At 61.8% G+C, this 24838-nt stretch carries 23 protein-coding genes and 1 pseudogene; 10 read left to right on the top strand and 14 right to left on the bottom strand.

The features are described from left to right. Window positions 1-274: 274 nt before the first annotated feature. Complete coding sequence (locus EVC45_RS17400; RefSeq protein WP_129959173.1) at window positions 275-724, bottom strand: hypothetical protein; 450 nt, start codon at window positions 722-724, stop codon at window positions 275-277. 599 nt (window positions 725-1323) lie between these two features. Between EVC45_RS17400 and EVC45_RS17395 the strand changes: the two genes are divergently transcribed. Further along, a complete protein-coding gene (locus EVC45_RS17395) occupies window positions 1324-2016 on the top strand; it encodes an alpha/beta family hydrolase (protein WP_129959172.1) in 693 nt (230 codons plus the stop codon). A gap of 856 nt (window positions 2017-2872) precedes the next feature. Here the strand turns inward: EVC45_RS17395 and EVC45_RS17390 are convergent. The 5 genes from EVC45_RS17390 to EVC45_RS17370 all read right to left on the bottom strand — a co-directional run bounded on the left by EVC45_RS17390 (window position 2873) and on the right by EVC45_RS17370 (window position 7715). Then, window positions 2873-3484 carry a LysE family translocator gene (locus EVC45_RS17390; protein ID WP_129959171.1) on the bottom strand — a complete coding sequence of 204 codons (612 nt, stop codon included), beginning with the start codon at window positions 3482-3484 and terminating at the stop codon, window positions 2873-2875. Between the two features lie 182 nt (window positions 3485-3666). Then, window positions 3667-4476, bottom strand: a complete 810-nt coding sequence (locus EVC45_RS17385) for an AraC family transcriptional regulator (RefSeq protein ID WP_129959170.1) — start codon at window positions 4474-4476, stop codon at window positions 3667-3669. A gap of 235 nt (window positions 4477-4711) precedes the next feature. After that, entirely contained in the window at window positions 4712-5587 is an 876-nt protein-coding gene (locus EVC45_RS17380; RefSeq protein ID WP_129959169.1) for an amidohydrolase, read from the bottom strand. Window positions 5588-5638: 51 nt separating this feature from the next. Next, a complete protein-coding gene (locus tag EVC45_RS17375; RefSeq protein WP_129959168.1) occupies window positions 5639-6931 on the bottom strand; it encodes an MFS transporter in 1293 nt (430 codons plus the stop codon). 61 nt (window positions 6932-6992) lie between these two features. Next, window positions 6993-7715: a GntR family transcriptional regulator gene (locus EVC45_RS17370; RefSeq protein WP_129959167.1), complete on the bottom strand. Its 723-nt coding sequence runs from the start codon at window positions 7713-7715 to the stop codon at window positions 6993-6995. A gap of 178 nt (window positions 7716-7893) precedes the next feature. On the opposite strand from EVC45_RS17370, the gene EVC45_RS17365 reads away from it, so the two are divergent. After that, complete coding sequence (locus tag EVC45_RS17365; RefSeq protein WP_373683027.1) at window positions 7894-9186, top strand: MFS transporter; 1293 nt, start codon at window positions 7894-7896, stop codon at window positions 9184-9186. A gap of 301 nt (window positions 9187-9487) precedes the next feature. Here the strand turns inward: EVC45_RS17365 and EVC45_RS17360 are convergent, their stop codons facing one another. Next, window positions 9488-10375, bottom strand: a complete 888-nt coding sequence (locus EVC45_RS17360) for a LysR family transcriptional regulator (RefSeq protein WP_129959165.1) — start codon at window positions 10373-10375, stop codon at window positions 9488-9490. Between the two features lie 177 nt (window positions 10376-10552). Between EVC45_RS17360 and EVC45_RS17355 the strand changes: the two genes are divergently transcribed. The 4 genes and pseudogenes from EVC45_RS17355 to EVC45_RS17340 all read left to right on the top strand — a co-directional run bounded on the left by EVC45_RS17355 (window position 10553) and on the right by EVC45_RS17340 (window position 13006). Further along, window positions 10553-11389 carry an alpha/beta fold hydrolase gene (locus tag EVC45_RS17355; RefSeq protein ID WP_129959164.1) on the top strand — a complete coding sequence of 279 codons (837 nt, stop codon included), beginning with the start codon at window positions 10553-10555 and terminating at the stop codon, window positions 11387-11389. A 56-nt stretch (window positions 11390-11445) separates the two neighbouring features. Then, window positions 11446-12081, top strand: a pseudogene (locus EVC45_RS17350) (NtaA/DmoA family FMN-dependent monooxygenase); the annotation flags it as partial. Window positions 12082-12088: 7 nt separating this feature from the next. Then, on the top strand, window positions 12089-12169 hold the full coding sequence (locus tag EVC45_RS17345; RefSeq protein ID WP_248295164.1) for an SDR family oxidoreductase: 81 nt from the start codon (window positions 12089-12091) through the stop codon (window positions 12167-12169). Between the two features lie 87 nt (window positions 12170-12256). Further along, the gene (locus EVC45_RS17340) at window positions 12257-13006 is read left to right on the top strand and encodes an SDR family NAD(P)-dependent oxidoreductase (RefSeq protein WP_129959163.1); all 750 of its coding nucleotides are present in this window, start codon (window positions 12257-12259) and stop codon (window positions 13004-13006) included. A 764-nt stretch (window positions 13007-13770) separates the two neighbouring features. Here EVC45_RS17340 and hutC read toward each other — a convergent pair. The 6 genes from hutC to EVC45_RS17310 form a co-directional block, all read right to left on the bottom strand. Further along, window positions 13771-14514 carry a histidine utilization repressor gene (hutC, locus tag EVC45_RS17335; RefSeq protein WP_373683026.1) on the bottom strand — a complete coding sequence of 248 codons (744 nt, stop codon included), beginning with the start codon at window positions 14512-14514 and terminating at the stop codon, window positions 13771-13773. Between the two features lie 74 nt (window positions 14515-14588). Continuing rightward, on the bottom strand, window positions 14589-16199 hold the full coding sequence (hutH, locus tag EVC45_RS17330; protein WP_129959162.1) for a histidine ammonia-lyase: 1611 nt from the start codon (window positions 16197-16199) through the stop codon (window positions 14589-14591). Window positions 16200-16218: 19 nt separating this feature from the next. Then, window positions 16219-17010, bottom strand: a complete 792-nt coding sequence (locus EVC45_RS17325; protein ID WP_129959161.1) for an ABC transporter ATP-binding protein — start codon at window positions 17008-17010, stop codon at window positions 16219-16221. 25 nt (window positions 17011-17035) lie between these two features. After that, window positions 17036-17782 (bottom strand): ABC transporter permease, encoded by a 747-nt coding sequence (locus EVC45_RS17320; RefSeq protein WP_129959160.1) that lies wholly within the window; start codon window positions 17780-17782, stop codon window positions 17036-17038. A 16-nt stretch (window positions 17783-17798) separates the two neighbouring features. Then, window positions 17799-18521 (bottom strand): ABC transporter permease, encoded by a 723-nt coding sequence (locus tag EVC45_RS17315; protein WP_129959159.1) that lies wholly within the window; start codon window positions 18519-18521, stop codon window positions 17799-17801. Window positions 18522-18607: 86 nt separating this feature from the next. After that, on the bottom strand, window positions 18608-19468 hold the full coding sequence (locus EVC45_RS17310; RefSeq protein WP_129959158.1) for a transporter substrate-binding domain-containing protein: 861 nt from the start codon (window positions 19466-19468) through the stop codon (window positions 18608-18610). Between the two features lie 1437 nt (window positions 19469-20905). Here EVC45_RS17310 and EVC45_RS17305 point away from each other — a divergent pair. After that, window positions 20906-21310 carry a VOC family protein gene (locus tag EVC45_RS17305; protein ID WP_129959157.1) on the top strand — a complete coding sequence of 135 codons (405 nt, stop codon included), beginning with the start codon at window positions 20906-20908 and terminating at the stop codon, window positions 21308-21310. A 138-nt stretch (window positions 21311-21448) separates the two neighbouring features. On the opposite strand, the gene EVC45_RS47925 is transcribed toward EVC45_RS17305, so the two are convergent. After that, window positions 21449-21604, bottom strand: a complete 156-nt coding sequence (locus EVC45_RS47925) for a DUF1330 domain-containing protein (protein WP_129959156.1) — start codon at window positions 21602-21604, stop codon at window positions 21449-21451. A gap of 3 nt (window positions 21605-21607) precedes the next feature. Between EVC45_RS47925 and EVC45_RS47920 the strand changes: the two genes are divergently transcribed. From EVC45_RS47920 to EVC45_RS17285, 3 genes are all read left to right on the top strand, one after another. Continuing rightward, entirely contained in the window at window positions 21608-21907 is a 300-nt protein-coding gene (locus EVC45_RS47920; protein ID WP_129959155.1) for a hypothetical protein, read from the top strand. A gap of 257 nt (window positions 21908-22164) precedes the next feature. Beyond that, a complete protein-coding gene (locus EVC45_RS17290) occupies window positions 22165-22935 on the top strand; it encodes a DUF3047 domain-containing protein (RefSeq protein WP_129959154.1) in 771 nt (256 codons plus the stop codon). Window positions 22936-23088: 153 nt separating this feature from the next. Next, window positions 23089-24807, top strand: coding sequence for an alpha/beta-hydrolase family protein (locus EVC45_RS17285; RefSeq protein ID WP_129959153.1), 1719 nt, complete (start codon window positions 23089-23091; stop codon window positions 24805-24807). The last annotated feature ends 31 nt before the right edge of the window (window positions 24808-24838 follow it).

Below are 24838 nucleotides of genomic sequence, written 5' to 3'. Positions count from 1 at the left end.
GAAAGCGCACCGGCTCAGCAACCGCTTGCCGCTTGATCATGCTCTGCCCCCGCATACACCAGAATTGACATTAACTCCTGGACGATGCGTCAAAGTTCTTGCGACAGGCCTACGTCCGCGCCAAAGTTGTACCATTTCTTCTCATGCGATCGACCGTATCCGACCCATATGAGACATTCGACATACCTTCCGGGAAGTTAGTCATCGGCCGTCAACCAAATATGGAATTTATACTGAAAACATCCAACCCGTACACGTGGGTAGAAGCTGCCTATTATTGACGTTCGCCTATGAACGGGGCCGTAGGAAAGTCCCCCGGGCCCTCGTTGCCCCAGTAAAAAAAACTTCCAGCCATGACGCTACCGGAGTTTGAAACATAGCCTTCATACATCTGAAAAGGCGTTAATTCTCCCTGCTTGTACCGGCCGATATAAATTCGCAGGTCGGAAGGACAGTAAAGTCCGACGACGTTGCTGTAATCACCTGCATCCATTATCCCAGTGAGTCGCTTGCAACGCTGCGGGCTTGGCTCCTGCCGTAACGTCAGCGTACCGGGGGTATTATTGGAGATGAACCGCCAAGTGCCAGAAATGTTCCAGTGGATATTTGCCTCGGAAGGGCTACCCGGGCGCTCTGCAATGCCTTCACCTGCCGCCGCCGGTATTATGGTTTGGATCGCGGTGATCGAAATCACGACTATTACGCTCGATGCAAGCTTTCCCATAATTGTGTCTCCCTGGCCTCTGTTTTCAATATAGAAAAACGTGTCCGCTGACTGTCTTTGTCTGTCTTTGTTAGTCGCAAAAATGCGGTCTCGGTAGGGATAGTGCTTGACTAAGTCAAAATATATTTTGATGCATGTCAAAATACAGGGTTTCTCGGCTAGCGTCTCGCATCCCGATATGGATAGAAGTTGGCTGAGAGCAAGAGATCGAGACGGCGAACTGTCAGTGGCAGGTTGTGGCCGAACCCAGAACTTTCTGCAGCCGGACATGCTCTTCCAGAGAGCCAGATAAATGAACTGCCCTTCGAGAACTTCCTTTGACGTTGATTGCAGTGTCGTAACAGCTCGCTGACAATGATGCAGGCGCGCTATTACGCAGACGTCTCAAGGCGCGGATCACGTTGCGGCCCACAGGTCGGGCTTGCGGTCGTCAACCGACACATCGCGACTGCGGGGCCGTTCACGATGGGCGCGCGCTCCATGGATCGACCGGCAAACTCCGCCTGCGCAATGCCTTGCCGAAGGCCGCCACAAACGCTCCCCGATGCCTCATTGATGCAGAATCGGCGCTAAGGCCACAACGACACGACCTGAATACGATGGACGACCCAGAATCGCTTTCCCTGGCACTGCCCGACGGCACTAAGGTCTCCGCGCTCCTGCGGGTGCCGGAGGACGCGCGAGCCCTGTATGTCTTCGCGCACGGTGCCGGGGCGGGCATGCAGCACGTCGGCATGTCGTCATTGGCCGACGCGCTTGCGGCGACCAATGTCGCCACACTGCGCTACCAGTTTCCGTACATGGAGCGGGGCTCCAAGCGGGTGGACTCGCCGGCCGTGGCACATGCTGCCGTGCGGGCAGCCGTCGCAGAGGCCCGCCGGCGGCTGCCAGCCCTGCCGCTCTTCGCCGGCGGCAGGTCGTTCGGCGGCCGCATGACTTCCCAAGCCCAAGCTATCTCCCCGCTCGACGGCGTGCGTGGCCTCGCTTTCGTCGCGTTCCCGCTGCACCCGGCGGGCGAGCCCGGCGTCGAGCGGGCACGGCACCTGGCGGACGTGACGGTGCCGATTCTCTTCCTGCAGGGCACGCGCGACAAGCTGGCCGAGCTTCACCTGCTGAGGTCTCTCGTCGAGACGCTGGGGCCACGCGCCACGCTGCATGTGGTGGACGACGCAGATCATTCGTTCCACGTGCGCGCGTCCTCCGGCCGGACCGACGCGGAGGTCGTGCTCGAATTGGCACGGACGATGTCGGCGTGGTTCTTCGCCGCAGGAGAGTTCGTGCCTGTTACCTGAGCAAGCGCAGAAATGCTTGTAGCAGAGTCGGGACGGCGAGCCGGCGAATTCGCCGTGCTGCACTCGCCCGCTCAATCCCTTCGCTATTCGCAGATGGTCTGTCGCATAGCCACGATAAGCGACGCCTGTCGCGTCAGCGACGTTTTCCCAGTGCCGGGTGAGTGATTTTGTCAGATCCGCTTGCGGTGATCCGCCTCCGGAAATCGCGGAGGGCATCGGCTTTGATTTGGCCGGCGTCGATCCGTGAGTGACCGCTTAGGGATGCGGGCGGAACCAGACTGGCGGAGCGTCGAACGACCCGCATTGGCCGGTCACTGCCCGACACGGTCGCCCGAAACCGACCCACTCCGGTCAGACAACTTGCTCCAAACCGGTCAGTCAGCCAATTTCAAGTTTGCGAACTGGAATGCCAGTAAGCGGCCGTTGGCGACCTCACCCAATCGGCCACGAAGCGCCGTTCGCATCAAACGTCGCTCAGACGTTCAGGCGTCGGTTCCAGTCAGGAACCGGCCACTCGATTCCCAACAGTGAAGTGTTCCTTGTCGGCCATAGGAGACGCTCGGAGATAGAATCGGTGCGGCGACTCCAGGTTGGCTTGCTGCCATTCGCGACCCGGCGTCGGCGAATGGCACCTCTCACGTCAATGAACGGGTCTTCCCGTCGACCCAGTTCGGTCGTTCAACTTTCTAAAAGCCGCCCATTCAATTGCCGCGAAGAGCGCCATTGAATAAAGCGCGCTCCAGACGGAACCAGAAGACAGTGTCCCGTGCAATTTTCCGCCGGAGATCTCGTTGCAGAGATCATGCGCCGATAGGTGGTGGTATCCGAGCGTCCACGCCGTGCCGGGATAGAAGGCCTACCGCTGCACCAAGGCTAGTTTGACCCCTACCCCGACGAACGCAGCAGCAAAGCTCCGGCGCATCCACTTGAGAACTTCGGGGCGCGACAGAATGCGGTCACGGACCCTCGCCGCGAAGACGCCGTACGCCACGAACACGACGAACGTCATCGCCATGAAGACGAGCGATAGTTCCAGCATGCCAAGCGCAGGCTGATTTTCGCCGCGATCGATGAATTGCGGCAGGAACGCGAAGAAGAAGATCGAGAGTTTGGGGTTGAGAATATTCACGAGGATCGCGTGCAAGATCACATCCCGGTCGGTCTGGGCGGGGCTGTCGAACGTGATCTTCAACGGTCCTTTTTCCTCAAGGGTTTTCCAGGCAATGAAGAGCAGGTAGGCGACGCCCGCATATTTGATCGCCGAGAACGCGACAGCGCTTGCATGCAGAAGCGCTGCCAGACCGGTGATCGCCGCCGCCATGTGCGGCAGGATGCCGAGCGTGCAGCCCAATGCTGCGACGATTGCTGCACGCGCCCCACGCGACAAACCAGCGCCGACTGTGACGAGTGCGCCGGTTCCGGGTGAAGCTACGACGATCAGCGACGTGACCAGAAATTCGATGCTCATGGCCTCTGCGTCCTGGATGCGCAAAACCGGAGCATGCGTGTGACGCGCGTTGAAATGTCGCGATGAACACACGGTAAAAAGAACGATAGCAAGATCGTGCCTCCCGCCGGGGAAAGAGATTGAGCCTCGATTCTCGGCGTCGGCGGTCCGACGGTCTTGAACAAAATTGCAGGCGTCGGCGGTCAGCCGACTCCCCTGGCATACGCACCCGGTGTCATGCCAAAACTACGGACGAACAGCCGCGTCATATGGCTCTGATCGGAGAAACCGCTCTGCGCGGCAGCTTCGGCGAGCCGCGCGCCATGACGGATCAACTGGCGTGCGTGATGAATGCGGCGCTGCAGGAGGTAGGCGTGGGGCGTGAGGCCGGTCGCTTTCGCGAAACCGCGCAGGAACTGATAGCGGCTCAGTCCGGCTTCGCCTGCGAGCGCCGTGAGCGTCACCATCCCCGGGGGATCGTCATCGATCAGGGCTCGGGCCAAAGCGATTCCGGCTGGAATGCACCGGTGTGTGGCCGGTGCAGGCTGGAGCAAGCCAGCTAGCACGAGCAGCAAGGTCTCGTCTGCCCTGAGTCCGTTTGGGTCTGCAATCTTGCCAGTCATTGCCCGAAAAAGCTGACCGAATTGCGCCGCGATTCGTCGGTCACTGACTTTCGGTTGGCTGAACTCGCAAGTCGCTCCTTTGCGGCCTTCCGTAATGTCCGTGGCCAGTTCGGCAACGATCGCGGGGTCGAGATACAGCATTCGCCATGAGCGCCCGCCGTCGCCGATCGGTGCCCCGTCATGCACTTCACCAGGATTGACAGTGATTACGTCACCCGCACTGGCTTCGACGAGACCACGGCCGCTCGCCGATTTCTGTGCGCCGCGCTCGATCAGACCTACACCAAACTGCTCATGGGTGTGGCGGCCAAAGACGAGCGTGGTGTCCGCTTCCACAGCTTCGATGCCGCTTCTTTGGCAGGTCAACAGCCTGAAGCTCGTGCGTTGCATTTCCCTAATCACCTCCGGGTCTCGTCGCACTCACTCACATTGCCTGTGCGAGTCATTTCAGATGATGCATCCAATTGCCTGGACTGGGACCACGTCCATGTTTCGAATTTCGGGATTGTCAGCGATCCAGGCGCTGGAGTCGAATGTTTGTTCATGGCTGCACCGGGACCTTGGCGCCGCTGCGCGGCTCGACAACCCGCTTAGCCGGTCCTGCCCTTGCAATGCGCCATGTGAGTCACGCAATGTCGAACATGTAAAGTCTTGCAGGCGTGTCTGCCAGGACAACCCTGCGCTCCTCTTCAACCGGGAGCAGCGCGCGCAGAAGTCCGAGCGCGTGAGCAAATTCCTCGTCCGCTTCAAACTGCGTATGCGGCCAGTCGCTGCCCCACATAAGGCGATGCACGCCAAAGGCCGCTTTCAGAAAATGAAATGCGTCGTGCGCATCGTGGTCATCCAGGCGAAGCTGCCGTCGATTCCGGTACGCGGCCGATATCTTCACCCACACACGCTGCGTGTCAGCCAGTTGAAGAAGACGGCGAAAGCCTACGTCTTTTACACCGATATTCGGATCGGGCCTGCCGAAGTGATCGACGACGACATTCATGCCAGCGTCCAGAAGCGGCTCGACGACGCCCTGCAGCCGCGCAGCTTCGGCATGCACTTCGACATGCCATTTCAGATCGCGGACATGGGCGAGCGTTTGCGCGCTCACCCATCTGTCGAGCGGCTGATCGGCATGTCCGATCAGGTTCAGCCGAATCCCTGCAATGCCCGCATTGGCCATCTCCGCCAGCGTGTCGATCCGACAATCACGCTCGATCACCGCGACACCGCGTAGCCGCTGCGGCGCGCGGCGCAACGCATCGAGCAAATAGCTGCAATCGGTGCCGAGAAAGCTGGGCTGCACAAGCACGCCGTGCGATACCCCGTGCGTGTCCAGTTGGGCAAGGTATGCGTCGAGCGTGGCGTCATAGTTGGGCGCGTAGCGACGCTTTTGGGCGAGCGGCAGGCCGCGCTCGAATACATGAGCATGAGTATCGACAGATGCAATGTGGGCTGGACGATACACAGCCTCCCAGTGGCTCGCCGCTATCCCCGACTTCTCCATCATGGACGTTCCTTCATCACCAGTCTTGCGCGGTTACGGCGAGTGCCTCGCGCGTCAATGCCTTTGCGCGTGAGAAAGCGCGCCTGTGTGTTCGGGCTCGAGCGTGGCTTCGTCCAGCGTGCGGCCGCGTGTCTCGGGCAGCATCAGCACGGACAGCACGACAATTGAGTACGCGAGTCCCGCATCTATGCCGATCGCCGTTCCAAGCGACATGGTCGCGGACATATGCCCGACGAGCACCGGAAATCCCGCCGACACGACGCGACCGAAGTTGTAGCAAAACCCGACGCCCGTGCCACGCATCCCGCGCGGATACAGCTCGTTGAACAGCGCGCCCATGCTTGCCGGAATGCCTGCTGCAAAAAAGCCTAGCGGAAAACCGAAGAACAGCATCGCGGTATTGCCGAGCGGCAGAAACAGATAGGCGATCACCGTTATCACGCAACAGATCGCAAACGTGAGTATGGTCTTGCGGCGTCCGATTCGATCCAGCAGCTGCGCACTCACGAGGCACCCGCAAAAGAACGCGACGATCACGACGGCGAGGTAGCCGCCCGTACTCAAGACCGACAGATGGCGCTCGCTTTTCAGAAACGTCGGCAGCCAGGTCATCAGCGCGTAGTAGCCGCCATGCGCACCAACGCCGAGCAGTGCGCCGATCACCGTCATGCGCAGCACTTGCGGAGAAAAGATGCCGACGACAAGGCCAGGCGTCGGCTGCGGACGCGCCCGCGCATCGCGCGTTGCACGGGCCGGCGCGGCAGGCTCCTGCACGCTGCGTCGAACGTACAGAATCAGAAGCGCCGGAACGACGCCAATCCCGAACATCACACGCCACGCAGTATCCGCAGGCAGCAGCGAGAACATCAACGCATACAGCAGCACCGCTGCGCCCCAGCCGACCGCCCATGCGCTCTGCACGCTGCCCATCGCCTTGCCGCGATGCTCGTTGCGAATCGTCTCGGCCATCAGCACGGCGCCCGCCGCCCATTCTCCGCCGAAGCCAAATCCCTGTAGCGTCTTCAGCACGAGGAACTGTGGATAGTTCTGCGCGAACGCGCACAGGAACGTGAACACGGAAAAAAACGCGACGGTCCATTGCAGCGTCTTTACGCGCCCCAGCCGGTCCGACATCATGCCCGCGATCCAGCCACCCAGCGCCGACGCCACCAGCGTGACGCCGCTGACGAGCCCCGCTTGCGTGCGGCTGATCGACCACTCGGCGATGATCGCCGGAATCACGAGGCTGAACATCTGCACATCGAGCGAATCAAGCGCCCATCCGCCGAAGCACGCCCAGAACGTCCGGCGTTCATTGCCTGAAATCTGGCTGAACCACTTGAACATTGCTGTCTCCAAGGTCGTCGTTCCTGCGTGGGAACAACCTGTTTGTGAGGGCGCGCGATCGCTAGCGGATCTCGGCCTGATAGATGAATTCGCTGGCAGGCCCGCGTGAGCGGCGCCATTCGAGCGGCTGTCTGTCGTAGCCGTATGCAAGACGCTCGATGACGACGGCGGGCGTACCCGGCTCGATGCGTAACAGCCTTGCATGCAACGGGCCGATGGCTTCGACGGTCAGTGTTTCCGTGGCGGACGCCACGACCTGATTGCATTGCGTCTCGTACACCGGGTACAGCAGGTCACCGACTTCATTCAGGTCCATCTGCGCAAACGCCGCAAAACGGACGTAGGGCAGCCAGATTTCTTCAGCGAGCATCGGCACGTCGTCGATCAGCCGCAGGCGAGTCATCTGGATCACGCGCGCGCTACTCGAAATCTGCAAGGTCGCGGCGACGGCCGACGGCGCATCGACGACCTCGCGTCGCAAGATGCGGCTTTCTGGAATGCGTCGTTCGCCTTGCCGTGTCTGGAAGCGGAAGAAACGAAACAGGGAGCTGTCGAAGCTCGCGCGGCGCACGAACGTCCCTCTGCCCTGAAAGCGTTCCAGCAGGCCTTCCGCGACGAGCAGATCGACGGCCTTGCGGACCGTCCCGACCGCCACGTCGTAGCTTTGGGCGAGCGCCTGCTCGGTAGGGATCGCTTCACCCGGCCGCCAATGGCGGGCCGCGATCAGAGCGACCATTTCGTCGCGCAAACGCTGGTAACGGGGCAACCGGTCATCGGCAGGCATCGTAGTCTCCGTTCAATTCATATACATGATTCCATGATCATGGCCAACAGCGGATCAGTGATAACCCGAATGGCGCCTTTGGATATTGGCCTAACGGGTTTGTACCCATTGCCGAGAAAGCAGATTCACATAAACATATATATGAATTGTTAACCGGAGATTGACTGTGAGCCAAACCATGATTGCCGAGCAGGCTGTCGTGAAAAAGGTCGCCTGGCGGCTCATGCCGCTGTTGATCGTGATGTTCCTGATCGCCTTTATCGACCGGCAGAACGTCGGCTTTGCCAAGCTGCAGATGGTGCATGCGCTGGGAATGTCGGAAGCGTCATATGGTCTGGGCGCGTCGCTTTTCTTTATCGGATACCTGCTGTTCGAGGTGCCGAGCACGCTTGCGCTGCATCGTTTCGGCGCTCGCCTTTGGCTCGCACGCATCATGGCGACCTGGGGCGCTATTACCGTGGCGATGGCATTCACACATTCAACGGGACTCTTCTATGCGTTCCGGTTCGCACTGGGTGTCGCCGAAGCCGGCTTTTATCCGGGCGTGATCTTCTATTTGACGCTCTGGTTTCCGCAGAGTCATCGCACACGCATGCTCGGCTTCTTCACGCTCGGCAGCGCGCTCGCCAATATGCTCGGCTCGCTCGCGGGTGGCTTGCTGTTGTCGCTGGACGGCAATCTGGGTCTCGCCGGCTGGCAATGGGTATTCGTGGCAACCGGGATACCTGCTGTCCTCGTCGCACTCGTTGCGTTGCGCTTTCTGCCCGAGTCCGTCGAACGCGCGTCATTCCTGTCGAACGAAGAGAAAACGCTGATGCTCGCGGCGCTCCGACGCGAGGCGCCGGCGCAAGCGGCCGCCGGGCATCCGTGGCGGGCGCTCGTCGACAAACGTGTGCTGATGTTCGCGTGCGGCTACATGCTGATGTCCACGTCGCTCTACGGCGTGACGTACTGGCTGCCCACGCTGCTGAAAAGCGGCGGCGTCTCGCATTCGTCGCTCAATGGCCTGCTCAACATGATTCCGTGGATGCTCTCCGCGCTGCTCCTGCTGTGGCTGCCCGCGAAGCTGAAACGCGAGGGTGTGGTGCTCAGGGCGATGGCGATGGTTGCGGGCGTCGGCGTGATCGGCTTCGCGCTCAGTCTCGTGCTGCCGGGTCTGCCGCTGCAATTTGCCGCGCTCGTGCTGGGCGGCGCATGCATTCCCCTGCTCTATCCATGCTTCTGGTCGCTGCCCCCGCGATACTTCACGGGCGCCCGCGCTGCAGCCAGCATCGCGGCGATCAATTCCATTGGCAATCTCGGAGGCTTCTTCGCGCAGAACCTGATGCCTTACATAGGAAAGGTCGCGGGCAACGCAAGCGCTCCAATGCTGGTGCCCGTCGTCTGCCTGACGTTGCTCGGCCTGGGCATGTCGATCGCGTCGGCGCGAACCAAAGCCGGTGAGCGCGTGCGGATAGCGGCGCGGCAGTAACCATCTTGCGACGAACGTGCTGGAGATGGTGGCATGGGCGTGCGTCGCTCACAGGTCGACGGTCGGGTCAGCAACACGATAGAAAATTCCCAAAAAGGCCGAGAGGTGGCCACAGACAGTCATCCGCGAGCCTCCAGCGAACGACTGTGGTGAGTGTGACAAACCGTCACTCGATATAGCGGCGTTCGACGGTTTGTCGCGCGAACCGGCTCGAGGTTCGAATGCATGCAGCGGCTCCCCTTCGCATGCGGACACGCGGCAAACGCACGACTGAGATACTGCGGCATCATCCAGATGCGTGTCACGTCGACGCTTCGCTAAACTCGTCCAGCAAGAAATTGATGAAGGCGCGGGCCGCCGTCCGGGTCGCGCGGCCGAGGGGGAAATAGGCATGCACCTTGGTGCCGACCATCGACCAGTCGGTGAGGATCGGCACAAGCGTTCCGTCCTCGAGCTCCGAGCGACAGGCCCAGTATCCTATCGAAGTTATACCCAGACCAGCCTTCGCAGCTGCTACCGCGCCCTCGTTGTCGCTGAACGATATATTGGGTTCTATCGGCACATTGCTGGTTATCCCCTTGTGCGTGAACGTCCAGGCTGTACTGACAGTGGCCGCGGGTCCATAGACGATCCGGTGACCGATGAGCGCGTCCGGTGACATGGGTGTGCCGCATCGGGCGAGATATGCAGGCGAGGCGACGATCAGCCGTGCGTAGCTGGTGAGCAGACGCGCCGTCGCATTAGAGTCCGGCAGGGTTCCGATGCGGATGGCGACATCGACCGCGTCCCGGACAAGGTCCTGGCGACGGTCGTCGAGCACAACCTCGATGCGTAGCAGCGGATGACGGTCAGCAAAACGGGGAAGTCGGGGAATGATCTCCCGCACGCCGGCACTTGTCGGCATCCCAACGCGAAGCGTTCCACGAAGCTCGTCTTGCCGAACGCTTTGTTCGGCATCATCGAGCTGATCGAGCACGGCTTCGACACGGATCAGATATTCGGCGCCTGCCTCGGTCGGAATGACCGCGCGCGTCGTCCTCGCCAGTAGAAGCGTGCCCAACTCGGCCTCGATGTCAGCGACAGCGCGCGAGGCCTGCGATTGCGAGATTGAAAGTTCCCGCGCGGCGGCGGAAAAACTTTGCAGTCGAGCGATACGGCAGAAAATCCGCAACGCGTTGATGTCCATCATCTTCCTCCAGACGCCCTACGTTCGATCTATGCACATTGTGGATAAATCATAACCTCGTTTGATGGCTAGTGCATGGCGTGGTTGCCCTCTATATTGACACCATTGCAGCACGAAACCATCAATTCCGACAGACCGTCATCGTCCTGACTAGCGCGTCGGAGCATAGAGGATTGAACCATGAACAGCATCAATCACGATACAGCACCGAACCAGTTCGTCGAGGCCAACGGCATCCGCTTCGCCTACCGCCGGTTCGGCAAACAGGGTGGCGTGCCGCTTGTCTTCAATCAGCACTACACCGGCACCCTGGACCACTGGGATCCGGCAGTGACCGATGGTTTTGCAAAGGACCGCGAAGTGATCCTGTTCAACAACGCCGGCGTCAGCAGTTCTTCGGGCGAGACCCCGACGAGTTTCCAGGAGATGGGTGCCAATGCGATCGCCTTCATTCGCGCGCTGGGTCTGACCCAGGTTGACGTACTCGGCATTTCGATTGGCGGCTTCGTTGCGCAGGAGATCGCGCTGCAGGGCGGTGACCTTGTCCGCAAGATCATCCTCGTCGGCACCGGGCATCGTTCGCAGGACATGTCGGAAAGCCGCTCTGCGGAAATCTTCGCCGGCTCCTATGACCCGCCCGAACATCTGTGGCTTTCGGTCCATTTCGGACCGTCCGAAGCCAGCCAGAAGGCCGGCCTTGCCTTTCTCGAGCGCAAGCTGCGTCGTCAGGATCGCGATCCGCAAGTGAGCGAGCAAACCCTTGCCGCTCAAGGCGAGGCAATCGGCAAGTGGCATGTGCCGAACGATAGCGCGTTGGAGTATCTGAAATCGATCCGGCAGCCCGTGCTGGTCGTCCAAGGCAGCAACGACGTCATTATTCCGACGAGGCATTCGTTCACGCTCCAGCAGCATCTGCCGAATGCGCAGTTGATCGTCTATCCGGACTCCAATCACGGGTCGATCTATCAGTATCCGGAGACATTCGTCGCCAATGCGACGACCTTCCTGGACGCCTGAAACCAGCCGCCGACTCGTCAATCAGGCCAGCGGTACTCGACGCGACGGAGCGACAGATGGCTAAACCTCGCCAACTCCACCTCGGTGCATTCATGCGGCCAGCGGCCGTCCACACGGGCGCGTGGCGCTATCCGGGCGCTGACCCGCATGCGAATTTCAGCCTCGACCAGATGCGTCGCTCGATCCGGCGACTGGAAGAGGCGAAGTTCGATGCCTTCTTCATGGCCGACCACCTGGCGTTATTGAACATGCCAGTCGCGGCTCTCATGAGGAGCCACACGGTGACGTCATTCGAACCTTTCACGCTGCTCTCGGCACTGTCGGCAGTGACTGCGCGGATCGGGCTGATCGCGACAGCCTCGACAACGTTCGATGCGCCTTACCACATTGCCAGGCGATTCGCGTCGCTGGACCACATCAGCGGTGGTCGGGCTGGCTGGAATGTAGTGACGACGGCGAACCCCGACGCGGCCCTCAACTTCGGCTACGAATCCCAAATGGGCCATGACGATCGATACGAGCGAGCACGCGAATTTGTCGATGTCGTCACCGGCCTTTGGGACAGCTTCGCCGATGACGCCTTCGTAAGAGATACCGAAAGCGGGGTCTTCGTCGATCCCGCACGGATTCATGCGATCAGTCACAAGGGTCCTTCACTGAAAGTGCGCGGCCCGCTCAACATCGCTCGGCCTCCGCACCGTGGTCGCCTTCGTCGCCAGCCCTGCAGCGAGCTTCATTACGGGTGCAATTATTCCTGTCGACGGTGGCTATAGCGCGTAACGCAACACGAGCCACGCGAAGAAATTTCGCGGTTCGTGGCTCGGATAACTTTGAATCTTTATAACCGGTTACCAAAGGAGTCGGAAAATGAATGATTCGCCCGTAGTACTTGTGACGGGAGCGCTTTCTGGAATTGGTCGCGCAACAGCGATTGCGTTCGCTAAAGAGAAGGCTCGGCTCGTCATCTCGGGCCGTCGACTCGAAGAAGGCGGGAAGCTCGCAGAGCAACTGCGTTCGTCTGGTGCCGAAGTGGAATTTGTGCAGGCAGACGTGCGTTTCGAGGACCAGGTCCAGGGCCTGGTCGACCGCGTCACTTCGCGTTTTGGCCGCCTGGATATCGCGGTGAACAGCGCCGGTTTCGAGGGCGACCCGGCACCGATAGTTGAACAGAACGTCGATCAATACGCTTTCGTTTTCGATACCAATGTTCTCGGCACGTGGCTGGCGCTCAAGCACGAAATCCGCGCCATGGCCGCCCAGGGCGGCGGAAGCATTGTCAATGTATCGTCAACGATGGGTATTCGCGGCGCCCCCAGGAACGCACTTTATGTCGCCAGCAAACATGCAGTCGAGGGGTTGACGAAATCCGCTGCGCTCGAGACGGCCGCGTTCAATATTCGAGTCAACGCAGTTGCTCCCGGGCCCATTCAGACAGAAATGCTTGACCGTATAACAGGTTCCGAATCGGGCAAGGCCGCGATGCTCGCCACCGTTCCACTTAAACGCGCGGGAACGCCTGAAGAGATTGCGGACGCAATCATTTTTGTTGCGTCGGAAAAAGCGAGTTTTATGACGGGAGAAGTTCTTCGAGTCAACGGAGGGCGAACTGCTGCATGAGACTTAGGCACAGCCAACACGTGATTGCATGGCCTTGCGCCTCGTCTGCAGGCTAAATGTTTAAGATCGATTCAGGGGCAGAAAGTGGGTCCCCTGATCAGTCGCAACAGACAGCGCACGCTTCACGGCCTGATCTCCGCGGCCGCCGTCATGCAATGGCCGCTTTCGAGTGTCGTTCTGACATTCCGACATACTAGCCGAAGGACCGTAGTGGGTCGTAAGTACGCGTTCGCCGATGTGAGAGTCGCGTCTCTGGAGCCGGCTCGGGCGAACGACACGGTTAGCACCGTGCAGCCGCCCGATGAGGGTCGGTAGCTCAGCGTCCGCAGTGGCCGAAGTGCGGCAGCGGCCCGAGCGAAGCGGATGTCCGAAGCAATTCGGAAGCCGCCATATAGGTCTCGCCAGTCCGAAGGGCTGATGTGGGTCGGGCTGCGTCAGCCCGCTCTTCAATTTCATCGCCGGAAAGCGGCCAGTGGAATCTCGCGGCCCGGGAGCGGACAGTGGTCAGCGCGTATTTCCGACCCAATCCAGCCGGTCGCGCTATCAGCGGCTCAAGGGCAGGTAACGGGGCTACCCCGGTCATCCAATGGGCCTGTTCCGGAGATACCTGGGTCCCTTCCATGAACGACATATTCATGGCGGCTGCGCGGGAAACTGGAAGACGTGGCCGCGCGTCAGCTACTGCTTGAACCTGTTCTCTCACCGGCCGGGCTCACCTTTTCGAGGGTATATTCGCCGCGATGTGAGACAGGAGCCCACTCGCTTCATACATGCCCAGCCAAATGAAAGCGTGAGGCGGGATGCCATAGCCGAACCGCTGTCGCGACCGCCTCACCGACCCATGTGCGCCGCCACACCATGAGGCAGGGCTCACCAATGTCCATCTCCAGTTGCCGGCGGATCTGCGCGTCGGGTTTTTGCGCATAGATGCGAAATTCCGCGCGCTGGATCGGTGCCAGCCGCACCATGTAACGATTGGGCGTTTCCAACGAGAAATCCCGCTCCAGATAGTGCGGGAACACCTTTGGATTGACGTAGCGGTCTTCATACTGGATCGGCTCCCCGTCCTCCAGATGCACGATGGTGGAGTGGAACACCGGACCGCTGGCGAGATCGAGTTCGCTGATCGCCGTCTGCAGGTTGCTCGTCTCGAGTCCGATCACGCGCGCGGCGTGTCGATGGCCCCGCGACGCAATCTCATCGGCGATATTACGGATTTCGAGCACCGTGGACTCGTACTCGCGCGGCGCCACAAAGGTGCCCAAGCCCTGCACGCGCGTCAGGACGCGCTCGGTGGTCAATTCGCGCAAGGCGCGGGAGACTGTCATGCGAGCCACCCCGAATTCCTTGACGAGCATGGTCTCCGAAGGAATCGCGTCCCCCGGCTTCCACGTGCCATCCGCGATGCGCTCTATCACATAGCGCTTGATCTGCTCATATGCGGGCGCAAGCTTGCGCTGCGTCCGCGTCCGTCCTGCTTCTTCCACTGCCTGCACTGTAGAGTTCATGCGCGTCATCTTCCCAACATGATCTATTTCTTGCTGGCGCTGTGCCACACCTCGCTCGAGCCCACTCGAGTGCCTCAACTGCTCACTGCGCCAGGCATGGCGTCGTTGGCGGGCTGCGCGGTACTGCGCGCGGCGGGCTCCATCGCCGTGGCCGTCCACAGGACAGGCGCCGACCTCGCGGGCAACGGGTCGGGCACCGGCGGCGGATCGCGATCGGCGATCATGCGGAAGGCCAGCGTCATATCGTCGGCAAGCGGGCGGTCATCGCGATAGGTCGGCACAATGGCGCGAATTTGTGCGTGCAGCCCCTCGGTGTATGGCGCGCGCTCGGCCTTGACCGGCTGCAGGTCGTATGCCTGCACCGCCGCGAGCAGCTCAATGCCGAGGATGCGGCTGCTGTTTTCGAGCACCGCGAGCGCCTTGAGCGCAGCCGGCGTCGCGTGGCAGAGATGATCCTCCTGCAGCCCCGAGGTCACGCCTCCGTCGAGGCTTGCCGGCGCGGCCTCGCGCCGGTTCTGGGCAACCAGTGAGGCTGCCGTGTACTGCGCAATCATGAAGCCCGAGCGCGTGCCGCTTGCTTGCGCGAGGAAGGCGGGCAAGCCGCTCACCAGTGGATTCACGAGCCGGTCGAGACGGCGTTCGGCCATCGCGGCGACCTGAGCCAGCGCGGCGGCGAGACTGTCCATGGCGAGCGCGATCGAAGCGCCCACTGCATGTGCCTGCGAATACACCTGAGGCTCTTGCGGTGTACCCGCGACGATCGGATTGTCGGTCGTCGAGGCCAGCTCGCGATTCACCACTTCCGCCGTGGCGGCCAGTACGTCGCGCGCCGCGCCGTGAACGTGCGGAATCGTGCGCATGCTGAGCGGATCCTGCGTGCGACGTCCGATCGACGCCCCCAACAAGCCGCTACCGGCAAGCGCCGCCCGCATGCGCGCGCCCACCTGGGCAAGCCCGGGCGATACGCGAAACGCCAGCGATCCCGCGTCGAAGGCCGCCATCTGTCCGCCAAGATTTTCGAAGCTCATCGCGGACACCACGTCGGCCCAGTCTAGCAGCCGCTGCGCGCGCCGGAGTGCAAGTGCCGCGAGGCCGGTCACGCAGGGCGTGCCGTTCACGAGGCTCAAACCCTCTTTCGCTTCGAGCGACAGTGGTTCGAGTCCGAGCCGCCGCAGCGCCTCGGCGCCGCTCATGCGTTCGCCGCGCCACTTCACGTGCCCCGCACCCACGCAGACCAGCGCGATGTGCGCCATGTGGCTCAGGTAGCCGACGGAGCCAAAGGCGGGCACCTCGGGCAGGCAGTCCACTTCGAGCAGCGCGAGCAGACGCTCGACGACTTCAATACGCACGCCCGAGTGTCCATGCGCGTAGTTGTTGATGGCGGCCGCCATGATCGCGCGCGTCTCCTCGGCGCCGAGCGGCGCGCCAACGCCCACCGCGTGGCTCATCAGGATGTTGTGCGACAGATCGTGCTGCTCGGCTGGCGATACCACCACATCGCACAGCGCGCCCACGCCCGTATTCACGCCATAAGCGCGAATACCGCGCGCAACGATCTGATCGATGAGTTCGCGAGCGGCACGGATCCGTGCACGCGCGTGCGCGGAAAGCTCCAGCGTGGCGCCCGCCGCGACTGCGCAAACGTCGCGCCAGTCGAGAGGCTGCTCGGAACGGGTAACTGACATAGCGCGGCCTGCCGGTGGATTATTGGGTGTTGCGGTCTTCATGGCTCGACACGAATTGGCGGAAACGCTGCGATTTCAGATCGCCGAAGACCTCCTCGGGCGTGCCGTCCGAGTCCACCTGGCCCTGATGCAGAAACATCACGCGATTGGACACGTGCCTGGCGAATCCCATTTCGTGTGTCACCACGAGCATCGTGCGACCTTCGTCGGCCAGCGCGCGCATCACGCGCAGCACTTCGCCGACCAGTTCCGGGTCGAGCGCCGAGGTCGGCTCGTCGAACAACATTACCTTCGGATGCATGGCGAGCGCTCGTGCTATCGCCACGCGCTGCTGCTGGCCGCCCGAAAGGTGCGCCGGGTAGTGGCCGCGCTTGTCCGCGAGCCCTACCTTGGTGAGCAGCGCCTCGGCCTCCTCGACGGCCTCTGCGCGGCTGCGCTTTTGCACCCGCATCGGACCTTCGATCAGGTTCTCGATCACGGTCATGTGAGACCACAGGTTGAAGTTCTGGAACACCATACCGAGCTGCGAACGCACGCGGTCCACCTGGCGGCGGTCGTCCGGTTGCAGCTTGCCGTCGCGGCGGCGCTTCATTTTGAGCTCCTCGCCGCCGAGCGCGACCGAGCCATCGTCCGGAATCTCGAGCAGGTTCAGGCAGCGCAGGAAGGTGCTCTTGCCCGAGCCGCTCGCGCCGAGAATGGAAATCACATCGCCTTCGTGAGCGTCGAGCGAAATGCCCTTGAGGACATGATGGTCGCCGAAGGACTTGTGGATGTTTCTCACGGAAAGGGCGACCGGTGCAGCTGCATTCATAAGTTTCTCCGGATGGGGCGGCGGCTCACGAGGCTGCGCGATGGGTTTCGAGTTTCGCTGCGGGGCGGCGGACGACCGACGGCGCGGGGCGCAGATGGTGCGAGAGGCGGCGTTCGAGGAGTCCGAGGATCCGCACAACGAGGAAATTGAGGAACAGGTAGATCAGCGCGGCGCAGGTGAAGACCTCGGTCGTGCGATAGGTCTGCTGGATGATCTGCTGCGCGACGCCTGTCACTTCCCACACGGTGACGAGGCTCGCCAGCGCCGTCGACTTCACGAGCAACACGGCCTCCGTCGAATAGGCGGGCAGGCACTGGCGCAGCGCGATCGGCCCGATCACCCGACGCAGCAGCGCGAAGCCCGACAGACCGATCGCATAGCCCGCCTCGATCTGCCCCACTGGTACGGCCATCAGCCCGCCGCGGATGATTTCGGCGGTATAGCCCGCCGTGCACAGTGCCAGCGACAGCACGGCGCAGATGTATGGCTCGCGCAGCACCGGCCACAGGAAACTCTCGCGGATCACACCGAACTGGCCGAGTCCGTAGTACACGAGAAACATCTGGATCAGCAGCGGCGAGCCGCGAAACACCAGAATGTAGGCACGCGCGAAGCGGTTGGGCAGCCAGTGCGGCGACACGCGCATCGTCACGATCACGAGCGAGAGCAGGCCGCCCAGCACCAGCGATGCGAAGAACAGGCCCAGCGTGATCGGGACAGCCGCGATCAACTGGCGCATCGTGTCGAGAAGGAAGTCGAAATCGATATGCATGATGGGGCGCCGTGGGTCAGTTACGTGCGAAATTGCGCTTGAAGGACCGTGCGACGATCGCTTCCGCGCGGCCGAAAACGCGGTTCGACATGCCCGTCATCACGAGATAGAGAGCCCCGCCCACCACGAAGAAGAGGAAGTACTGGTGTGTGGAACCGGCGGCCACCTGGCTTGCGCGCAGCAGTTCGACCAGTCCGGTGACGGAAATCAGCGCGGAATCCTTGAGGCTCAGCTGCCAGACGTTTCCGATGCCAGGGAGCGCGAATCGCAGTACCTGGGGAATCAGGATGCGGCGCGCCATGGTGAGCGTAGGCATGCCGATCGCCCGCGCCGCTTCCAGTTCGCCGCGCGAGACGGCCAATACCGCAGCGCGATACACCTCGGCCTGGTAAGCGCCGGAAATCATCCCTACCGCGAACGCACCGATTGCAAAAGGCGGCACGCCGATGAAGCCGTCCGCGCCGAACCACTGGCCGATCGACGAAACCAGCGTCGAGCCGCCGAAGTAGAACAGATAGATGACGAGCAACTCAGGCACGCCGCGAAAGACGGTGGTGTAGCAGTCGCCGAACACGCGCGCCGTGCGATAGCGCGAGAGCTTCGCGGCGGCGATGAGCGCGCCGAATACGGCACCGATCGCGAGCGCAGCGAGCGTCAGCACAACAGTCATGAGCGCACCGAGCAATAGCACGCCGGCCCAGCCATCAGGACCAAATCCAAGCATTTCGAACAGAGACATTTTCCTACCCCACGCAAGGCTTGCGAACGGGGCCGCGCGCCCTCAACCAGGTGCTGCGCGGCGCGCGGCCAGTCGGTTGGCGCCGCTCAGGGCGTCACGTCGGTCTTGAACCACTTCTGCGAGAGCTTCTTCACCGTGCCGTCGGCGAGCGCGGCAGCAATCGCCGTGTCGAATTTCGCCTTGAGGTCGGCGTCCTGCTTGCGGAAAGCGAGCCCTTCGCCCGGCCCCCAGATCGGGCCGCCGATCTTCGGGCCGACCGTCACTGTGGAGGACGCTTCCTTCTTGTCGGCATTGGCGGCGTAGTAGGTCACGTCGTCAAACGAGGCGTCGATGCGGCCGTTGGCCAGATCGAGATCGCGCTCCGGCGAAGTCTTGTACACGCGAATCGACGCGACATCCTTGAAGTTCTCGTTGATGAAGCGTGTATAGACCGTGCCGGACTGGATGCCGATCGTCTTGCCCTTGAAGGCGGTGCGCAGCGCGTCCACAGCGGGGGCTTGGGACCGCGCGTCGTTTTCTAGCTTCAACGGGGGGGCGCTGGCGGCCGTCTTCGGCACGATTTTCGTGTCGGTCACAGCGAAGGTCGCCGGCGTCGCCGCATAGGGCTTCGAGAATGCAATGATCTTCTCGCGTTCGGGCGTGATCGAGATCGCGTCCATCAGCACATCGAACTTGCCGGCCTGAAGGCCCGGAATCATGCCGTCCCAGTCCTGCGCCACGAGATTGCACTGCAGCTGCGCGCGAGCACACAGGTTCGCGACCAGCTCAGGCTCGAAACCGCCCAGCTTGCCGCCCGGCAGCGTCAGGTTCCAGGGCGCGTAGCCGCCTTCGAGCGCGATCGTCACCGTCTTCCATTCCTTTGCTTGCGCGGCACTGCCGCAGAGCACGGCGGCACCGACTGCAGCACCGATCAATCCCTTCGCCAACCTGCTGTACTTCGCGTGCATCTCGACTCTCCTGTGATTGCGGAACCTCTGGAATGAGCGCGCGACTCTCTTCGCATCGCATCTTGTCTAGTCAGGATGCTGAAAAAAAACCTGGATGCAAGCTGAATTCCAAAAAACCCGATCTTACCTGGGGTATGCCCCGAGTCGACAATCAGGCACACCGATCGCGCTGACAGATGGATCTGCGGAGCCATTGATGACCTCAGTGCTCCATGGCACGGGTCTTGTCGCGCATCGGTGACCCTCTGAAGTTGGAGCTTCCGGAACATCTTTGCTTCCGGGACACTCCGCTTCCTGCAAAGTGGGACGCGCCAGGTTTAGTAATGAACAAGGAATGGTTCGCGGTCACATTGCCTAGACAACATCGTTTGTTCAATGGCCGCCACTTCGACCGCGAGGACACCGTCCTATGCGTTCGCGTACGTGCACCGGTGGCTTCACACTGACACGTGGACAGACAGTTCTTTCCAAGGACCTAAACCGGGGTAAGGCCAACTACATCGAAAGAAATAGTGTCCGCTGCTGCTGCGGCATTGCGCTCAGCCGTTCAGATCGCGCATTGCTCCGCTGTGTTGTTGCCTGCTCATGATTTGATGCACAAGGTTCAAATTTTCACGAAAAACGGTCAGGGCGCGCGGGAGCCCCTGACTTGGCGTCCGCGCTGGAAAGCCACGTACACGATGGCAGGAAGCGCGGGTATTCACGAAATTAGTTGAAGCTAATAACAATTTTGGTTGTGTGCCGTGAACCAGCTTTCCCAGATATGTGAGACCTAATCAAGTTGGATAATCTTTCTGATTTACTGCCTTTCATCCGTGCCCCGGTGGCCGAAGCAGGTTGCCGGGGAAGAGACTCGACTCTCATCCCGCGATAGTTCCGCTTATCACCGCGATTCGCCGGCCCAGGCCCGCCCCACGCGGCCCCGGCTGATCGCCTCGCCCGCCGGAAAAGCAAGTGCGCCCCACTGCCGCCCGTCGCGCCGTCCGGCCTTCCGGGGCAGCTAAGGAGCAGTGCGGACATCCTGACCGGCGTCTCAAAGAAGGTAGTTCTTTGGATTTGTCCAACGCCTGCCCGCATGCGCTGACGGGTGCTTGCGAGCCCGCGGACATGGGCAGGGGTCGAACAAACCTTAAGACAAGCGCGCGTCGCGCATCGGGCGGGTTTCGAAGTGGACCGGCCGTTCGAATGACCGCTGTACGGCTCAGGCGAGCGGCAGAAAGTGGCCGCCTTGAGGCACTTCCACTGTCAATTTGCTCGCCGGAAACCGGCCACTGAGCGGGGGGCGGACGAGACCTCGGCCATACAAACTGGAAAGACGCCTCGACCGGCGGCTCCTGGCCGGCGGGCGCCAGATGCCGTGTGCCGAAGGCGACCCCTTTGCTGACATGGGGCACTCAGAGGAGAATTCTCGGTGAAATCTGTTACGAGGCGCAAGCTATGACTAACTTCCAGCCTGACGGCTGGCATACCGTCACACCCCGAATCATCGTACGGGATCCGGAAAACCTAGTAGCCTTCCTTAAGCAGGTCTTTCAGGCACGGGGTGAATTTCGAACCGGATTACCTGCCGAGATCAGAATTGGCGACTCCGTGCTGATGGTCAGCGGTGGGGATGGCCTGCGTGACCCAGCCACGGCATTTCTCTACGTCTATGTGGAGGACGCTGATTCAACCTACAGGCGTGCGATCGCGGCGAATGCGGTCGCAATTGAGGAACCAACCGACATGCCGTACGGCGACCGGCGAGCCATGGTGATAGATGAATGGGGTAATACCTGGCAAATTGCAACACATAAACATGATCTGTCCGTCGCCGAGATCCGCTCAAGGTTGGGGCAATGACAGCTAGCGGACACTGCTCCCATGTCCCCAGACTGTGATCGGCAGCACGCGACCCTTCGCTGACCTTGGCCGAAACCACCGCGATGGCCGCTTTCCGGGTTGGAGCGGACCCGCTGAATGCAGGGACGTCCCACCGCTTCACTGGCCCTCCACCGCGATCATGACGCTGCGCGCCGCTGCATGTCGCTTGGCGATCAGCGGCCGATAGCCGGGATCGTTGTACCAATCCTTAATCGCCTGCATGCTCGGAAATTCGACAACTACGACGCGGCTTGGCCGTTGCCCTTCGAGCATTTCATGTGTGCCAGCTTTGGTGAGATAGCGTCCGCCATGCCTTTCGCGGTTTTAGATGAGGTGACGAACGTCACCACGTGGGCGGCGCAAAATCGCGACAAGTTTGCCGAGGCTACATCGGCCGCCATCGGCATGGACGTTGATGCAGTGCGTGTCGCAATCGATCGCAGCGACTTGACCGTGGGGCCTGTCACGCGCGCGATTGCCGCTCAGTTGCAGGAAACCGCCGATGTCTTCCTGAAGCTCGGTTTCATTCCGAAGCCGATCGTGGTCCGTGACGCCGTCTGGCCGATCGCCGGCTGACCCCAGTGGTAAGGTGGCCGCCTTCGGCTATCGCTTGTCAAACTGTCTTGCGGGCGATCCAACGCGGCGTCGAATCGGTTCGCGACTTCTACCGTGCGACAAAGAGGCTAAACCGGGCTGTTAGGCCAGTCGCAGCAACTTTGTCACACAGTCGCACAACTGTGGCAGCAGTCGCATTTTCTCTCGCGGCCTACGGAAATGTCGCCAACGGAGCCCATTACAATGGGTGATATTCAAAAAAACCAATGCGACCCGCCATGCATCTTCCCTCGAGCCGTCGAACCCGGCAGCGAACAGCCCGATCCGCCTGGATCGCCGTGTGCGCCGCGCTTCTTTTGTTGCCACCACCCATCCTTGCCCAAGACCAAAAGCCCGGTATAGCCTTTTCCACGATCGAACCGGGCGCCCCCCTGCCCGCGGGCTGGAAGAACCTGCCGGTCGTGCACGGCAAGCCCCTCACGCAATACACACTCGTTCACGACGACCACGGCACCGTGCTCCAGGCGGACGCGAACCGCTCTGCATCAGCGCTGATGCACGAAGGTGATATCGACCTTGCTCGCACACCCGTCGTGGCATGGCGCTGGAAAGCGGATCGACCGATCGAGGGTGCCGATAACCGCGTCGCATCGAAGGAAGACGCGCCAACGCGGCTGGTGTTCGTGTTCGACGGCGACAAGAGCAAGCTGTCGATGTTCGATCGGGCGAAGATGAGCGTGGCCAAGCAACTGGGTGGCCAGGATCTGCCCTATGCCACGTTGATGTATATCTGGTCGACCAACGCCGCGCCGGGTACCGTCATTGCCAACCCTCACACGGACCGCGTCCAGATGATCGTGGTCTCCGGTCAGCCTGGCGATGCGGGTCAGTGGCAAAGCCTGCGCCGCAATATCGTGGAGGACTATCAGCGGGTCTTTCACGAAGCGCCGGGACGAATCACCGGCTACGGGCTGCTGACCGATACCGACAATACCGGCACCACGACGCGCGCCTGGTACGGGGACGTTCAGTTCCTCCCCGGGCCTTGATAACCGGGCGCGTCGAACTGACCGAGCCGGTCGAAAACCGGCTCAGAGTAGTCGCACTACGATCGATGCAAGCACGGTCTGAATCAAGCCCGACCCCTTCGCGGTTGCCTCATGGGAACAGGGTGCGAGTCATGCCAACCTGAGCGAGCACGCATGCGGAACTCCGACAAGCCAGCAGCAGCCGGACACCGAGTCGCAGTCTGGACGCCGACGCTCAGCGGATCGTTGCTCGCGCTTGTGTTCTGGTGGCAGTCACTGACGCCAACCCTGATTCCACGGTCGTGGGGAACGCAGACTGCGGTCGGCGCGACCTGTCTGGCCATCGGCTACGCGATCGGCACCCTGGCCGGCTGCGGCGGGCATCGGCTGCTGGCGCGGTGGGGATTTTTTCCCGGCAGCGCAATGCGCCGGCGTAGCGGGATCGCCGTGGCGGCGGCCTGGCTCATTGCGCTATTCGTCGGCTCGACGCTATGGCTCGGCTGGCAGAACGAGCAACGCAGTTTCATGGGGATGACGTCCATCACCTGGTTGGATGGGGTGCTGGCGAGCGTGCTTTCGCTGGTTGCCGCACTGCTACTGCTGATCCTCGCGCGGCTAATGGCCCGTGGCATCGCGGCGCTGCAGCGCGTTATCCAGCGGTATGTCCCATCGATCGTGGCGGTGCCGGCAACGGCACTGCTCATCGTCGTAATCGGCATGGCGCTCGTTCGTGGAGTGGCGGCCCCCACCGTCACCGGCGGCGTCGACCTCGTCCACTGGCGCGAGAACGAGCGAACGACCGAGGGAACCGTGGCGCCCACGTCGCCAGCGGTGTCCGGCAGCAGCAAATCGTTCGTCGCGTGGGCCAGTCTGGGACGCATGGGGCGCGACTTCGTGGCAACAGCGACGAGCATGCAACAGCTCGCGAAGTTCCACGGGACTGATGCGACGCTGGTCGATCCGGTGAGGGTCTACGTAGGAGTGCGTTCCGCGGACTCCCTGGAGCAGCGTGCGGAGATCGCGGTCCGCGAGCTCGAACGCGCGGGCGGGTTCGAGCGCAAAGTGCTGGTCGTGTGGATACCCACCGGCACGGGCTGGATAGTGCCCAAGGCCGCTGCTTCGCTCGAACAACTGCACCGTGGCGACACCGCCATCGTGGCGATCCAATACTCGTTCCTGCCGAGCCGCTACGCTATCTTCATGGACTCTGGGCTCGCCGAGGAGGCAGGTATGACGCTCTTCAAGGCAGTTCGCGCCCGCTGGTCGATGCTCCCGCCGCAACGGCGGCCGAAGCTCGTTCTGTTCGGCAAGAGCCTCGGCGCCGCGGGTGTGGAAGCGCCTTTCGTGGCAGCAGACGCCTCTGTCTCGGTGGCCAACATGGTGGCCGCGACCGATGGCGTGCTGATCGCCGGCGCCACACAAAGCAATCCTATCCATTCGCAACTCACTCGCGAGCGCGATCGTGGCTCGCCGTTCTGGCAGCCGATTTTCAATGAGGGGCGCACCGTCCGGTTCTTGAACCGCGATCCGCGGCAGGTGGCATTGGATGCCGACTGGCCGGCTCCGCGAATCGTGTACCTGCAGCATCCGTCCGATCCGGCCGTGTTCTGGAGTGTCAGCGCGTTCTGGTGGCCGCCGCAATGGCTGGCCGCGCCGCGCGGCTTCGACGTGCCTCGCGCCATGCAATGGTTTCCGATCGTGTCGGGCGTGCAGGCGGTCGGCGATCAGATTCACCAGCTCGGCGTGCCGCCTGGCTTTGGCCACAACTACTCTTCGCAGGACTACGTCGACGGCTGGGCCAGTGTGCTGCCTCCGGAGGGCTGGACCAACGCCGATACCGAACGACTGGCCCGATTCCTCGACGGGATTGCCGGCGACGATTCAGAGCCGTGAGCGAGCCACACCAAAGCGCTCCGCTCGCGCA

This window comes from Paraburkholderia sp. UYCP14C (genome assembly GCF_004197395.1).
Lineage (GTDB): Bacteria > Pseudomonadota > Gammaproteobacteria > Burkholderiales > Burkholderiaceae > Paraburkholderia.
This window is presented reverse-complemented; position numbering and strand designations above follow the sequence as displayed.

Excerpts from the sequence above, each read along its gene's own strand:
- EVC45_RS17285 (WP_129959153.1), top strand. The coding sequence starts at position 23,089 with ATGCGGAACTCCGACAAGCCAGCAGCAGCCGGACACCGAGTCGCAGTC.
- EVC45_RS47925 (WP_129959156.1), bottom strand. The coding sequence starts at position 21,604 with ATGCTCGAAGGGCAACGGCCAAGCCGCGTCGTAGTTGTCGAATTTCCG.
- hutC (WP_373683026.1), bottom strand. The coding sequence starts at position 14,514 with ATGAACTCTACAGTGCAGGCAGTGGAAGAAGCAGGACGGACGCGGACG.
- EVC45_RS47920 (WP_129959155.1), top strand. The coding sequence starts at position 21,608 with ATGTGTGCCAGCTTTGGTGAGATAGCGTCCGCCATGCCTTTCGCGGTT.
- EVC45_RS17315 (WP_129959159.1), bottom strand. The coding sequence starts at position 18,521 with ATGTCTCTGTTCGAAATGCTTGGATTTGGTCCTGATGGCTGGGCCGGC.
- EVC45_RS17325 (WP_129959161.1), bottom strand. The coding sequence starts at position 17,010 with ATGAATGCAGCTGCACCGGTCGCCCTTTCCGTGAGAAACATCCACAAG.
- EVC45_RS17370 (WP_129959167.1), bottom strand. The coding sequence starts at position 7,715 with ATGCCTGCCGATGACCGGTTGCCCCGTTACCAGCGTTTGCGCGACGAA.
- EVC45_RS17365 (WP_373683027.1), top strand. The coding sequence starts at position 7,894 with ATGATTGCCGAGCAGGCTGTCGTGAAAAAGGTCGCCTGGCGGCTCATG.
- EVC45_RS17360 (WP_129959165.1), bottom strand. The coding sequence starts at position 10,375 with ATGATGGACATCAACGCGTTGCGGATTTTCTGCCGTATCGCTCGACTG.
- EVC45_RS17400 (WP_129959173.1), bottom strand. The coding sequence starts at position 724 with ATGGGAAAGCTTGCATCGAGCGTAATAGTCGTGATTTCGATCACCGCG.
- EVC45_RS17390 (WP_129959171.1), bottom strand. The coding sequence starts at position 3,484 with ATGAGCATCGAATTTCTGGTCACGTCGCTGATCGTCGTAGCTTCACCC.
- EVC45_RS17395 (WP_129959172.1), top strand. The coding sequence starts at position 1,324 with ATGGACGACCCAGAATCGCTTTCCCTGGCACTGCCCGACGGCACTAAG.
- EVC45_RS17310 (WP_129959158.1), bottom strand. The coding sequence starts at position 19,468 with ATGCACGCGAAGTACAGCAGGTTGGCGAAGGGATTGATCGGTGCTGCA.
- EVC45_RS17385 (WP_129959170.1), bottom strand. The coding sequence starts at position 4,476 with ATGCAACGCACGAGCTTCAGGCTGTTGACCTGCCAAAGAAGCGGCATC.
- EVC45_RS17320 (WP_129959160.1), bottom strand. The coding sequence starts at position 17,782 with ATGCATATCGATTTCGACTTCCTTCTCGACACGATGCGCCAGTTGATC.
- EVC45_RS17375 (WP_129959168.1), bottom strand. The coding sequence starts at position 6,931 with ATGTTCAAGTGGTTCAGCCAGATTTCAGGCAATGAACGCCGGACGTTC.
- hutH (WP_129959162.1), bottom strand. The coding sequence starts at position 16,199 with ATGTCAGTTACCCGTTCCGAGCAGCCTCTCGACTGGCGCGACGTTTGC.
- EVC45_RS17290 (WP_129959154.1), top strand. The coding sequence starts at position 22,165 with ATGCATCTTCCCTCGAGCCGTCGAACCCGGCAGCGAACAGCCCGATCC.
- EVC45_RS17340 (WP_129959163.1), top strand. The coding sequence starts at position 12,257 with ATGAATGATTCGCCCGTAGTACTTGTGACGGGAGCGCTTTCTGGAATT.
- EVC45_RS17380 (WP_129959169.1), bottom strand. The coding sequence starts at position 5,587 with ATGATGGAGAAGTCGGGGATAGCGGCGAGCCACTGGGAGGCTGTGTAT.
- EVC45_RS17305 (WP_129959157.1), top strand. The coding sequence starts at position 20,906 with ATGACTAACTTCCAGCCTGACGGCTGGCATACCGTCACACCCCGAATC.
- EVC45_RS17355 (WP_129959164.1), top strand. The coding sequence starts at position 10,553 with ATGAACAGCATCAATCACGATACAGCACCGAACCAGTTCGTCGAGGCC.